The organism is Rickettsia asembonensis, from assembly GCF_000828125.2.
Lineage (GTDB): Bacteria > Pseudomonadota > Alphaproteobacteria > Rickettsiales > Rickettsiaceae > Rickettsia > Rickettsia asembonensis.
Window position 1 is genome coordinate 1 of record NZ_JWSW01000038.1, and the last position, 12,436, is coordinate 12,436.

Genomic DNA, 12,436 nt, shown 5'->3' on the forward strand with positions numbered 1-12,436 from the left:
TCAACACTCCCTAAAGATAAAGATAAGAATGTAGATAAGGAGTTTTTGAAGGTAATATATATAGAGTCTTCTAAATTTATAAAAGAAAAAATTGTAGAAATAGAGAACAAAATAGAGCGTATTAAAAACGGTCAAGCTGAAAATGAAGAAGAAAAAGAGGCTTATAACTGGAGTAAGAGTAATGAATTAAAGCAAAGAGAAATAGAAGATGCGTATAAGAAAAAACAAGATGAGGAAAGTATAGACAATTATAAACAATTAAGTGTAGAGGTGCAAGCGTCAAGCCCTAAAGCATCAACAGAAAAGCATTTGTTAGTTAAAGATGAATGTTAAGTGCAGAAGAAATAGAATCTATTATTTCAAATTATCCATTGTTAGAGATATTAGCTAGTAGTTATTCCAGGGAAAATAACATAAATGAAGCTAGAATTATAGTAAGAAGATTATTTGAAATTGCTCGTAATTATTATGAAGATGATAAGCAAAAAGGCATAAATGAACTTGAAGCAATAAACTATACAAAAGCAACTTAGTTTTAAAGATATTGATTATGTAGTTGGTAATGAGTTAGAGAAGTTATGTGAGTTAATAGCAGGAAATAGTACAATCCTTACTCTTAATGGTGACCAAATACATAGCAGTAATGATTTTTTTGATTTAGCAATATTAGGTAGATTAGAAGAAACTCTCAAAAAATTATCCGAGGATTTTACGGTAAATGATGAGCGGATAAAATTCTATAGAACACTAACAGAGGAAAATGATAAAAAATTTTTTTTTGAAAATTGGAAGTTAATAAAATGGTTTTCCGATACCATAACTTATGAGGAACTATTGCAGTTGTTACCTAGTAAAAAATTTTTATTAGATCTCTTAAAAGATAAAAATCTATATAAACTAGCAGAAAAAATGACTGTTGCTAAAAATGAGTTACTTGAAATGTCACAAGAGGCACAAGAAAATTATTTAAAAGAAATAAAGATTGAAGATTGTTTAGATATTCATTTAGATTCTATGAATACTCTTAAACTTATTATAGCATCAGATGTGACTTTTAATAATATCTCATTTAATTCTGATACTACCGTAATTATAGAAACAGGAAAATCTTTGAATATCGCTGGTCTACTAACTATAGGATCAGGAAGCACTTTAAATATATCAGGTGAGGGTACACTAACTCTAGGATCAAATATTGTTTCAAAAAATATAATAGAAAATATAAATTATAAAGGAATAACTCCTGAAATTCTTTTAAATAATACTATTGCACTCAATTTAAATTTTATAGAAGAAAATATATATAATAATTCAGATACAATAATATTGGGAAATATTGATTCGGAGATTTAATAAATAATATCACAAAGTTCTACAAACTCGACATTGTTGCATGAATATCCAAGTCGTCATTGCGAGGAGGTATTGTTGCGTGGATCGCTTTATGTCATTCCCGCGTAGGCGGGAATCCAGTAAAACATATAAAAAACAAGTTTTTTATATGTTTATTATACCAAATGTGTAACTTCTATATTAATATTGAAGTTATTTTTCTGGATCCCCGCCTACGCGGGGATGACATCGAGTAGGCTTTTTGAGCCATGCAACAACACCGCTAAAAGCAGGAATCCAGCACTTTTTGCTGTCATACCGTGGCTTGACCACGGTATCCACGCGGGTAATGCCTCCTCGCAATGACGGAAAAACCGCTCCACGTCGTGCAATGTTAAGCCATTAGCCATTCAATAAAATCTAAATATTTCTTAGAATTATTTTACTTAATTCACAATTCAAGTGTGAGAAGTTTATCTCTTCAAATCCTTTTCTTGGAATAATAATCATTGCGAATTTTATAGCATTAAGCTTAGAATCGCTAACAATAATTCTAATCAGATGTCTTATACGCCTTTTAATTTTGTTGCGAACCACGGCTTTTTTATTTAGTTTTCTGCTAACTTTGATTCCTAAAAAGGTGTTATATTTTGATTCAAGGAAGATTTTTGGAAGTTTTTTTGCTATTACCAAAATAAAATATCTCTCATGGAACTTCTTTCCAAGCTTATTTATAAGCTCAAATTCTTTTTGATTTTTTAAAGAGGTAATAGACAATTTGATAAGTCAGATTATTTTAAGCAGATAATTTATGTCTACCTTTCGCACGACGTTTTCTTAAGATTGCTCTTCCGGTTGGAGTAGCCATTCTAGATCTAAAACCATGTCTTCTTTTTCTAACTAAATTGCTAGGTTGAAATGTACGTTTCATAATATTTATACCGAACGAAAATAAAAATTAATTGTTATAAATTATGTCATTCCGTGGCTTGACTATGGAATCTTGTATCACAGCTTGTGTCCTGAAATCCCGAGATCAAGTTAGCTAGGATGACACTAAATATGTGCTTTTGCTTTTTCTACGATACTTGCGAATCCATCACTGTTATTGACGGCAAGTTCTGCAAGTACTTTACGATCTATATCGATTTCTGCTTTTTTAAGAGCCCCCATAAATTGAGAGTAAACAAGCCCATGCTCTCTTACTGCTGCATTTATTCTTTGAATCCATAAGCCTCTGAAATCACGCTTACGATTTCTACGATCTCTGTAAGCATATTGAAGGGCTTTTTCTACTTTTTCAATAGCTACTCTAAAACAGCTATTTGCTCTACCTCTATAGCCTTTGGCTAATTTGAGGATTTTTTTATGTCGATTTTTGGAAATTTTTCCTGATTTTGCACGTGTCATTGCTGTAGCTCCTAATTAAATTAATTTATACCGTATGGTAGAAAATATTTTTTAATATTATATCCGTCTTGAGGACAAAGTATTGTAGTTCCTCTAAGGTTACGGATTTGAGCTTTAGTGCGACGACGCATAAAATGTTTTTTACCTGCTTGGGATGCGATAACTTTACCGCTAGCAGTAAGTTTAAAACGCTTTTTTACAGCGGATTTTGTTTTTAATTTAGGCATGATTATTCCTTTAAATTGGTATTTACTAGATTTAAACTGTAATTAGGCATACCAAAGCCACGTACAGATAGAAAACTAGATAATAGTTTTTTTTATTAATTATTGCAAGACTTATTTTGATTGTAAGGCTTATTTAAGTATTTAGATTATATTGTTATTTATGCTATAATAGCCATCATTAATGTTTTTAGTTGCAAAATAATGTTCGGACAAAATCCTAAAAGAAGCATATTAAACGGTGACGGTACTAAGTTAGAGGTGCAGTCTATTTTTAAGACTATACAAGGTGAGAGTATTTTTGTAGGTTGCCCTGCGATTTTTATTAGGCTCGGAGGATGTAATCTTGCTTGTAATTTTTGCGATACGGAGTTTGAAGATTTTGAGTTAGTAGATATAGCTGAGATTTTAAATAAAGTAGAAAGTTTAGCATTAAATTCTAAAAATGAAAAATCAATTAATTTAGTAGTAATAACCGGCGGTGAGCCTATGCGTCAACCTATAGAATTATTATGTCAGAAGTTATTAGACCAAAATTTAAAAATTCAAATAGAGACTAACGGTACGTTATATCGCTCTTTGCCGAATGAAGTGTCTATAATTTGTTCGCCAAAAGCAGGTAAAAACGGTTATAGTAAAATAAGAGAAGATTTATTGCCTAAAATTAGTGCGGTGAAATTTATCGTTGCTAAAAATATTTTAGAATATAATTTTATACCGGAAGTAGGGCAAACCTCTTATAATATACCGGTTTTTATTCAACCTATGGATCAAAACGACCAAAGGCTTAATGCCGAAAATAATGAGTTAGCAGTAAAATTAGCCCTAGAAAGCGGTGCTAGGTTATCGTTGCAAACTCATAAGTTTTTAGGGATTGAGTAAATATTGTCAAGTCACTTGTCATTCTTAGCTAAAAGTGGGCTTGTTGCATGGCTCAAAAACCCGCTCGGTGTCATACCGTGGCTTGTCCACGGTATCCAGTAAAACAACTAAAAATACTAATATTATTAGTATTTTTAACTGGATCCCGTGAATAAATCACGGGATGACAAAGGTGAGGTCGAGCCATGCAACAACGCCGCTAAAAGCAGGAATCTAGTAAGGCATATAAAAAACTTATTTTTCATATGTTTGTTTTATCAAATTATAATTTTTGTACCAATATTAAGGCTATTTTTCTAGATTCCCGCTTTTAGCTAGGAATGACATCGAAGCGTTAAGCCATCACAGGTATTCTAAAAATACTTGAATTTTATATTAATTGAAGCTATTATAATCTTTTTTAAGTTTAAAGCGTTGAAATAATGAGTGAAATATTAGAACTTGAAGCTAAATCCCGTAATGAATTCGGGACAGGAACGGCAAGAGCATTAAGAAGAGAAGGGCGTGTTCCGGCTATTATTTATGGAGCCGGTAAAACACCTGTTAGTATTTCTTTAGAAGAAAAGGAAATAACAAAATATTATAGAAAGCAGGCTTTTATCTCTCAGTTAATTAATTTAACGATTGATAAGAAAAAATATAAAGTATTACCGAAAGCCGTGGAGTTACATCCTGTTACGGATATAGTACGCCATGTTGATTTTGTCTTTTTAGAAGAGAAAACTCAAAAAATGGAAGTACCTGTAGTATATGAAGGGAAGGAAAGAGCTTTAGGCGTTAAAAGAGGTGGATACTTTAATATAGTAAAAAGAAGAGTTACTTTATTATGTGATGTTAATAATATCCCAAGAAATGTGACTATAGACGTTACTAACATGCCTATTGCTACCTCGCTAAAATCTTCAAAAATAGAATTACCGAAAGGATGCAGTTTTACTACTAAAAAAGAATTTGTCCTTGCAACTATAATAGGACGTAGAGGTGCAAAAACTGAAGCTGAAAGTGAGCAACAAGCCGCTGAAGCAGGGAAGTAAGCTGCTTAGACAGGACATTGCATCAATTAGTTTTTTTGGAATCGTAGGCGTGTTGTTTTGCTCGTTTTATGTCATTCCAGCAACGGCGGGAATCCAGTAAAACATATAAAAAACTTGTTTTTTATATGTTTATTTTATCAAATATATAACTTCTATATCAACATTGAAGTTATTTTTCTGGATCCCCGCCTACGCGGGGATGACATCGAGTAGGTTTTTCAATCCACGCGGGCAATGCCGGGCAATACCGCTAGAAACGAGAATAACATTCTGAATGTTCATATACTTCTTCCAAATTAATATTTCTTCAAAAATTTTCCATTACTATTTATTAGGTAAATTATTATGATTCTTGTTATTGGTCTTGGTAATCCAGGAAAAGAGTATCAATGTACGAGGCATAATATAGGCTTTATTGCTATAGAGAAAATAGCAAACCAATATAATTCATCATTTAGTACAAAGAAAAAATTCAATTGTGAAATTGCTGAAACTATTAGTGATGGACAAAAGATAATTTTTATAAAGCCCACTACCTATATGAACTTGTCCGGTAAGTCAGTGATATCGGTGAAAACATATTATAATATCCACCCCGCAAAAATTTTTGTTATTCATGATGATATTGATTTAGAGACAGGTAGAATAAAATTTAAAACGGGTGGCGGTAACGGCGGGCATAACGGTTTAAAATCAATTGACGGTGTTATAGGCAATAATTATAATCGCATTAGGGTTGGAGTAGGTAGACCGCAAAATAATCAGGATGTAGCAGATTATGTACTTAATAATTTCTTGAAATCCGAGTATGAAACAGTGTTGCAAGCTATAGATAGAATAGTTAATAATTTTGATTTAATATTAGAGAATAAGTTAGAAGAATTTAAGAATAAGATTGGATAATATTATTTTTGCGAAAGCATTGTTGTGTGGATTGGTTTTTCCAGTGTCATCCCACGACTTGATCGTGGGATCCAATTTAAAATACTAAAATTTTAGTATTTTAAGTTACTTTTATGGATGCCGTGGTCAAGCCACAGCATGACACCGAGGGTGCTTTATGATCCATGCAACAAAATTTTAATTAAAAGAAAAATTTATGACACAAGGTTTTGAAATTGTTTATGCTGAAAATATGGAAGAGCATTATTTGCAGCAAATACGGTTAGAAATCGAAAAAGAAGCAAAAAATAAAAAAGATTTTGACAAATCTATTCCTTTTTCATTTGTATGTCTTGATAAGAAAAAAAATTTTATTGCCGGCATTTCAGGAGTAAGTTTTTATGGAGCATTATTTGTTGATGTGATTGGGGTGAGCGAAAATTTTAGAGAAAAAAGATATGGTACGCTGCTTATGGAAAAAGCTGAAAATTTAGCAAAAGAGCGAAACTATAAATTTATTTACCTAATAACGATGGATTTTGAAGCAAAACCATTTTATGAGAAACTTGGGTATAAAATTGAATTTGCTATGCACGGTTACAAAAAAGATTCTATAATGTATTATTTACGGAAAAATTTATGACATTAAAACTCGGAATTGTTGGGTTGCCGAATGTCGGTAAGTCGACGTTATTTAATGCCTTAACGGCAAGTCAGGATGCGGATGCTGCTAATTATCCGTTTTGTACTATTGAGCCTAATAGCAGCAAAGTTTTAGTACCAGATGAGCGTTTGCAACGACTCGCAAGCTTAGCCGGAAGTGGAAAAATTATTCCGTCTTATATTGAGTTTGTTGATATTGCAGGACTTGTTAAAGGGGCAAGTAAAGGGGAAGGGCTTGGTAATAAGTTCTTATCTCATATCAGGGAAGTCGATGCAATACTGCACGTACTACGTTGCTTTGAGGATGAGGATATAACGCACGTACATAATAAAGTCAATCCAATTCACGACCTTGAGGTTATTGAAACAGAGTTAATACTTGCCGATATAGAATCGGTCGAAAAGCGTTTAGCAACAAGTGAAAAACGCTTGAAGTCAGGCGATAAAACAATGGCGGAGCAGATAGAGCTGTTAAAAGAGGTTTATAAAGTGCTGGCAGACGGTAAACCTGCAAGAGTGTTAAATAAAATTTTAGGAGCTGATAATTTAAAGCAATTGCAGTTAATTACCTCTAAGCCTGTTTTATATATATGTAACGTACTTGAAAAAGATGCTGCAGTCGGTAATGAATTTACGAAATTAGTAGCAGAAAGAGCAAAGAAAGAAAACGCTAAAAGCGTCGTAATTTCTTCAAAAATAGAAGCTGAGATTGCTTTACTTGAAAGCACGGAAGAAAAAGAAGAGTTTTTAAAATTTATAGGTTTAGACGAAACAGGGCTTAGTAAAGTGATTAAAGAGGGGTATAATCTCTTAAACCTTAAAAGCTTCTTTACCATAGGTCCTAAAGAAGCCCATAGCTGGACTTTTAAAGACGGCACACTAGCCCCGGCTGCTGCCGGTATCATTCATACCGATTTTGAAAAAGGCTTTATTAGAGCAGAAGTTATCGGCTATGAAGATTATATAAATCTCGGTAGCGAAGCAAAAGCCAAAGAGGTAGGCAAAATGCGTTTAGAGGGTAAAGAATATAAAATGCAGGATGGGGATATAGTACATTTTAGATTCAACGTATAGATATACTCGTTTTATTTGAAAAATTGGCGGCGTTACTTCTTGCTTATAATCCTCACGTACTATATGTACGCTGCGGTTATAAGCTTCAAAGTACCTTGCTCTTTTCCAAATAAAACTTCGTCTATCAATTCGTTATTTACTTTTAAGTTCTGTTCGCTCACCATTCAAAATAAAGTTTAATTCTTTAAATACTTAAAGTATTAGGTCTTATTGTAGGCTACAGAAAAGTATTGCAATGTCATTCCCGCGTAGGCGTTGCACGCGTGGACCGGTAGAGCCCACTGTGTCACCTAGTTCGCTTGACCACGTGGTCCATAAAAACAATAAAAAATACTAATAATTTTAGTATTTCTAACTGGATCCCGTGGAAGGGCCACGGGATGAACAGAGGTGAAATTGATCCACGCAGGAATCACATAAAGAACACTGAAACGACCTAGAAATAAAAAGTAATATTATGAAAACAATTTTGCCCGATCAATCCCTGCATATCCAAGTTAGGCTTAATTATATAGTAAGTCAAATTTTAGATATTGCACAAGATAAAATCGCTATGATTATCTTATATGGTTCGTTTGCAAGAGGTGATTGGGTACGTGATCTACCTAACGGCTATCATAGCGATACTGATATTTTGATAATCCTTAAGAAAAGTAAATACAAAGGGCATGTTACTTTAAGATTAAAAGATAATATATATAAAAGATTAAAAAAACCGGAGTAATAAAAGATCAAATTATCCCATATGATTCACGAATTTCAATAATTCTAGAGTCAATAGATGAAGTAAACAGGCAATTAGAAATAGGGCGTTATTTTTTCACTGATATTAAGAAAGAAGGTATTCTTTTATATGATAACGAGGAATTTAAACTTAGCGAGGCTAAAGATTTGCCTTGGAGTGAGATGAAAGAAATTGCTAAAGATTATTATGAATATTGGTTTGATAAAGGAAGAGGTTTTTTATTAGGAGCAAATGATTTTCTACAAAGAAATCAAAATTCCATAGCAGCTTTCTTGTTACACCAAGCTACGGAAAGTTTTTACAGTAGCATTTTATTAGTTTTTTCTAATTATAAACCAAAGCTACATGATATAGAAGAATTAGGCGGCAGAGTAGCAAATTATAATAGTGAATTATGGGAAGTATTTCCGCAAGCAAATGAAGAACAAAAAGAATGTTTTGAATTACTAAAAAAAGCATATGTTGATGCAAGATATAATAAAAATTATAGAATTAGCAAAGAGCAGTTACTTTACTTGATTGAGAGAGTAGAAAAATTAAAAACGATAACAGAAAAAATTTGTTTGGAGCGGATTAATGAGTAAAAGCGGCAGTATTTATTTATGTCATTCCTGCGAAAGCAGGAATCCAGAAAAATAACTTTAATATTGATATAGAGGTTACATAATTTGATAAAATAAATATATAAAAAACTTGTTTTTTATATGTTTTACTGGATTCCTGCTTTCGCAGGAATGACATAAACGAGCCATGCAACAAAGCCGATTTCTGCAATCAACAGAATGACATAAAAATGTAGTTTACAACACTTATGAAAATAATCGCTAAAATCCCGGCATGGATGCTTCTATGCCTATTTATTTTATCACCGACCACGGAAACGATTTATACTTCAGGTTTACCGAGTTTAACCAAATATTTCGGTATTGACGGCGGTATCACTCAAACTACGTCTACATTATATTTTTTAGGGTTTGCTCTTGGTATATTAACGCTTGGCAGATTATCGGATATTTACGGCAGAAGACCTATAGCTTTACTTGGGCTTTTTATTTATGTTGTATCTTCAATTATTAGCATTTTTGCAGTTAATATAGAAATGCTGATGATAGCTCGTTTTGTACAAGCTTTCGGTGTAAGCGTGGGTTCTGTTATTGGGCAGGCTATGGCTAGAGATTCCTATCAAGGCTCAGAGTTATCATATGTCTATGCTAGCTTGTCTCCGTGGCTGTTATTTATCCCTTCACTCGGTTCATCGATAGGTGGTTATATTATAGAATATTCAAGCTGGCATTATGTTTTTGTATTTTTTAGTCTTACCGGTACTATATTACTAGCTTTATATTATAAAGTTTTACCTGAAACAAATTCTTATATAGATTTTTCACAAAGCAGTAAATATTTTGAGGTTTTGCAGGTAATTATTAAAGATAAAATTCTTTGGTTATATGCTTTTATCATCGGTGCATTTAACGGCATATATTATGGTTTTTTCATAGAAGCTCCTTTTATTTTTATTGATAAAATGAAAGTTTCGCCATCTTTTTACGGTAAATTAGCGTTTTTGTTATCTTTTGCCGCTATCTTTGGAGGATTTTTAGGAGGGTATTTAATAAAAAAACGCCATGTACATGATAAAAAAGTTATGGGTTTGGGATTTATTTTTAGTTTGTGCGGTTGTATATTATTTGCGGTAAATGCTTTTATATTAGAAGTGGTTTCAGCGAGTCATAGTCTTGCAATCGCTATGATATTTGTACCTATGATGATTCATATGGTTGGGCATAATCTACTTATCCCTATGACGCTTCGTTATGCACTGGAGGATTATGCTAAAGTAACAGGTACGGCTGGGTCTATATTCGGTGCAATATACTACGTAGTTATTGCTGCCGTAACTTATTTGGTTTCTAAAATACACAGCGAAACGATAAGCAATTTTGCTTTATTATGCTTCGTTTTAAGTAATAGCTCTGCTATTTCGTTTTACTGTATTTGGTTTTTATATAAGAAAAAGTCAAGTATTCGTAACTAAAGGTGTTGTTGCATAGATAGGTTTTTTCGTCATTGCAAGGAAATTATGAAGTAATTGACGAAGCACGGAAGAAAAAAATTCTTATTTATAGAATTTTTTTAATTATTTTCTGGATTGCAGCAAAGCTTCGCTCCTCGCAATGACGACCTTTATTATCCACACAACAATGCCTTCCCGCGGAGGCGGGAATGACATCGAGTAAGTTTTTCGATCCATGCAACAACGCCTTTAGTCGCTCGCAATGACGACTCGGCATCTATGCAACAAGACCGCTTTTAACTAGGAATGACATTAAGAATTTTTAGAGAGGCAAAAGAATATTACGCTAAAATCTCATGGTTTGAGACTTCATCGTCTATCCCTTCGAGGTCCATCTCTTCCTTTAAGGCTTCCATACTACAGCTACTAAATACATCAAGGCTATTCTGCTCGGTTTGCCATTTTAAGCTAGCTTCTTTAAAACTAACAATACCATTTTCAATTTCTTCTAATGTCCAATTTTTTATTTCGTGTAAAAAATTCTCTATATCTGCTTTTGCTTCTGGATTTTTTTCGATAAATGGATTAAAAAACTCCTTGATACCTGCTAATAATTCTTCTTTTCCAGGTTCTATGTCTTTTATATCTTTAGAATCTAGAGCTTGAGCTATCGGTGTATTAACTGCATCCTCGTTGTTTGCTATATCCTCTTCAAAGCCTTCATCTATTAGATCTATAGTTTGGTTAGTTGCTTGTTCTTTGTTTAAATTATCAAGCAAGTTATCACATAATTTTTGAATTAATTCGTTATTCTCCTGCACATATTTACGTCCTATTTCTTCTAATCTTTCAATATTTTTAGGACTTGCATCATCTAAATTTTTAGTCTTTTTAGAAATAGGTAATCCTATTTCAAAAAATTCATCTTCTCCTGGTAAATCATTTTTAACCTCGATAGTGGAAGAATTTTCCATATTGTTCATAAGCCTGCTTACTAATTTTCCTTTCACAAGCCAACCTATTACCCCGTCAAAGCCAATTTTAGGTATGGAACTCGTAGGTTCGATGTCATTACTGAAATTGAATGCACAAACCATAGTATTGCCTAATATCTCTTTCTGCTCTTCACGTGTGAGGGTTTTCTCTTCGCGTATATGATTTTGCTCTTTATGTATATAACCTTTTTTGAGCAACTTTAAAACTTCGTTTGCCGGTCTGTTAGCATCGAGTCCTCCATCTGCGTATGCATAAGGAGTACCTGAAGCATAATCATATCCTTGTACGGCTGCTTTATCCATAATAGGTTTAAAATATGTAGGTGCAGCTGTTGTTGCAAGCAATACGTCTTTTACCCTAACATGAGGGCTATAACCGTGAAAGCTGTCAAAAATTTCCAATTCTTCACCGTTAGTAGTCAAATCATTTACTGGAATAACAAGGCGGGAAGTAGTATTATCCATTCTATTATCGCCTAAATATTTTTCTAATAATTCTTTTAAAGGTTTCTGACTATATTTATGAGTAAATAACTGCTTAACTGAACCTAAGAAAGTATCAGGAAATATATCATTTGCACTCGACTTAAATATCTCAAGGGCTTCTCTAGCACTATATTTTGCTTCTTTTGAACCTGGCTCTTTCGGAATTGTTAATAATGCGGCGATAAGACCACCGACACTAGTACCGGAAATAATAGGAAAGAGTTCAGTAATAGATTTTCCTGTTCTCTCTTCGATTTCTATAAGCACCATTAACTCGGATATACCTTTAATTCCACCGCCGGAAAGTGCAAGTATTCTATTAGTTTTTGTATTATCAATTTTTTCTGCCATAACAATACCGTAAAGATTTATATTGTGCAGATATATAATAAAAATTAATAATTGTCAATAAATTTATTCTTATAAACTTAACAAAATTTAACTTATAAAATAAAATTGTAACTATTAGTAAAGAAGGCTTGATTAATAATTAATATTTTAGTATATAGCTAATATTATAAATATAATGGTATGAGATATGTTACTTAATTATAAGGGTATAAAGCCTGAATTAGTAGCTGAAGAAGTAAATACAATGATGAGTAAGGTCGGACCAAAGCTTGATAATATTCCTACTAAGGAAGGTAAAATTATTTATGCAAAAAAAAGTTAATTAAGGAAGTGTTAAGAGATAA

Annotated in this window: 20 protein-coding genes and 2 pseudogenes; 15 read left to right on the plus strand and 7 right to left on the minus strand. The window is 32.7% G+C overall.

Annotated features, from left to right (window positions below):
- The 4 genes and pseudogenes from SB78_RS04715 to SB78_RS11510 form a co-directional block, all read left to right on the plus strand.
- Positions 1-333 (plus strand): annotated as a pseudogene (locus SB78_RS04715) (hypothetical protein); the annotation flags it as partial.
- Positions 327-533 (plus strand): hypothetical protein, encoded by a 207-nt coding sequence (locus SB78_RS04720; protein WP_041078966.1) that lies wholly within the window; start codon positions 327-329, stop codon positions 531-533. The pseudogene SB78_RS04715 and the gene SB78_RS04720, both read left to right, overlap by 7 nt.
- Positions 534-1,014: 481 nt before the next feature.
- Positions 1,015-1,227, plus strand: a pseudogene (locus SB78_RS11785) (hypothetical protein); the annotation flags it as partial.
- Positions 1,228-1,393: 166 nt separating this feature from the next.
- On the plus strand, positions 1,394-1,525 hold the full coding sequence (locus SB78_RS11510; RefSeq protein ID WP_277813961.1) for a hypothetical protein: 132 nt from the start codon (positions 1,394-1,396) through the stop codon (positions 1,523-1,525).
- A gap of 40 nt (positions 1,526-1,565) precedes the next feature.
- Here SB78_RS11510 and SB78_RS09715 read toward each other — a convergent pair whose 3' ends face one another.
- From SB78_RS09715 to rpmI, 5 genes are all read right to left on the minus strand, one after another.
- Entirely contained in the window at positions 1,566-1,742 is a 177-nt protein-coding gene (locus SB78_RS09715) for a hypothetical protein (RefSeq protein WP_158510106.1), read from the minus strand.
- Between the two features lie 10 nt (positions 1,743-1,752).
- Positions 1,753-2,109, minus strand: coding sequence for a ribonuclease P protein component (gene rnpA, locus SB78_RS04730; protein ID WP_041078967.1), 357 nt, complete (start codon positions 2,107-2,109; stop codon positions 1,753-1,755).
- Between the two features lie 19 nt (positions 2,110-2,128).
- Positions 2,129-2,263, minus strand: coding sequence for a 50S ribosomal protein L34 (gene rpmH, locus SB78_RS04735; protein WP_011270688.1), 135 nt, complete (start codon positions 2,261-2,263; stop codon positions 2,129-2,131).
- A 125-nt stretch (positions 2,264-2,388) separates the two neighbouring features.
- Complete coding sequence (gene rplT / locus SB78_RS04740) at positions 2,389-2,742, minus strand: 50S ribosomal protein L20 (RefSeq protein ID WP_040256020.1); 354 nt, start codon at positions 2,740-2,742, stop codon at positions 2,389-2,391.
- A gap of 20 nt (positions 2,743-2,762) precedes the next feature.
- Positions 2,763-2,969, minus strand: a complete 207-nt coding sequence (rpmI, locus tag SB78_RS04745; protein ID WP_004997924.1) for a 50S ribosomal protein L35 — start codon at positions 2,967-2,969, stop codon at positions 2,763-2,765.
- Between the two features lie 201 nt (positions 2,970-3,170).
- On the opposite strand from rpmI, the gene SB78_RS04750 reads away from it, so the two are divergent.
- From SB78_RS04750 to SB78_RS09335, 9 genes are all read left to right on the plus strand, one after another.
- On the plus strand, positions 3,171-3,848 hold the full coding sequence (locus SB78_RS04750) for a 7-carboxy-7-deazaguanine synthase QueE (RefSeq protein ID WP_041078968.1): 678 nt from the start codon (positions 3,171-3,173) through the stop codon (positions 3,846-3,848).
- A gap of 43 nt (positions 3,849-3,891) precedes the next feature.
- Positions 3,892-3,999, plus strand: a complete 108-nt coding sequence (locus SB78_RS10145; protein WP_199402791.1) for a proline/betaine transporter — start codon at positions 3,892-3,894, stop codon at positions 3,997-3,999.
- Positions 4,000-4,270: 271 nt separating this feature from the next.
- Positions 4,271-4,882, plus strand: coding sequence for a 50S ribosomal protein L25/general stress protein Ctc (locus SB78_RS04755; protein ID WP_041078969.1), 612 nt, complete (start codon positions 4,271-4,273; stop codon positions 4,880-4,882).
- Positions 4,883-5,227: 345 nt separating this feature from the next.
- Positions 5,228-5,785 carry an aminoacyl-tRNA hydrolase gene (pth, locus tag SB78_RS04760; RefSeq protein WP_041078970.1) on the plus strand — a complete coding sequence of 186 codons (558 nt, stop codon included), beginning with the start codon at positions 5,228-5,230 and terminating at the stop codon, positions 5,783-5,785.
- A gap of 232 nt (positions 5,786-6,017) precedes the next feature.
- Positions 6,018-6,407 carry a GNAT family N-acetyltransferase gene (locus SB78_RS08155; RefSeq protein ID WP_338390880.1) on the plus strand — a complete coding sequence of 130 codons (390 nt, stop codon included), beginning with the start codon at positions 6,018-6,020 and terminating at the stop codon, positions 6,405-6,407.
- Positions 6,404-7,501: a redox-regulated ATPase YchF gene (ychF, locus tag SB78_RS04770; RefSeq protein WP_041078971.1), complete on the plus strand. Its 1,098-nt coding sequence runs from the start codon at positions 6,404-6,406 to the stop codon at positions 7,499-7,501. The genes SB78_RS08155 and ychF overlap by 4 nt, the downstream gene beginning before the upstream one ends.
- A gap of 299 nt (positions 7,502-7,800) precedes the next feature.
- The gene (locus SB78_RS08160) at positions 7,801-7,941 is read left to right on the plus strand and encodes a hypothetical protein (protein WP_241773753.1); all 141 of its coding nucleotides are present in this window, start codon (positions 7,801-7,803) and stop codon (positions 7,939-7,941) included.
- A gap of 17 nt (positions 7,942-7,958) precedes the next feature.
- Positions 7,959-8,225, plus strand: coding sequence for a nucleotidyltransferase domain-containing protein (locus SB78_RS10150; protein ID WP_041078972.1), 267 nt, complete (start codon positions 7,959-7,961; stop codon positions 8,223-8,225).
- A 167-nt stretch (positions 8,226-8,392) separates the two neighbouring features.
- Positions 8,393-8,830 carry a HEPN domain-containing protein gene (locus SB78_RS09335; RefSeq protein ID WP_041078973.1) on the plus strand — a complete coding sequence of 146 codons (438 nt, stop codon included), beginning with the start codon at positions 8,393-8,395 and terminating at the stop codon, positions 8,828-8,830.
- A 16-nt stretch (positions 8,831-8,846) separates the two neighbouring features.
- Here SB78_RS09335 and SB78_RS10155 read toward each other — a convergent pair whose 3' ends face one another.
- A complete protein-coding gene (locus SB78_RS10155; RefSeq protein ID WP_199402787.1) occupies positions 8,847-8,987 on the minus strand; it encodes a hypothetical protein in 141 nt (46 codons plus the stop codon).
- A gap of 70 nt (positions 8,988-9,057) precedes the next feature.
- Between SB78_RS10155 and SB78_RS04785 the strand changes: the two genes are divergently transcribed.
- Positions 9,058-10,281 (plus strand): Bcr/CflA family efflux MFS transporter, encoded by a 1,224-nt coding sequence (locus SB78_RS04785; RefSeq protein ID WP_041078974.1) that lies wholly within the window; start codon positions 9,058-9,060, stop codon positions 10,279-10,281.
- Between the two features lie 320 nt (positions 10,282-10,601).
- Here the strand turns inward: SB78_RS04785 and SB78_RS04790 are convergent, their stop codons facing one another.
- A complete protein-coding gene (locus tag SB78_RS04790) occupies positions 10,602-12,092 on the minus strand; it encodes a patatin-like phospholipase family protein (RefSeq protein WP_052458495.1) in 1,491 nt (496 codons plus the stop codon).
- A 187-nt stretch (positions 12,093-12,279) separates the two neighbouring features.
- Between SB78_RS04790 and SB78_RS11515 the strand changes: the two genes are divergently transcribed.
- Positions 12,280-12,414, plus strand: coding sequence for a hypothetical protein (locus SB78_RS11515; protein ID WP_277360638.1), 135 nt, complete (start codon positions 12,280-12,282; stop codon positions 12,412-12,414).
- Positions 12,415-12,436 lie beyond the last annotated feature (22 nt).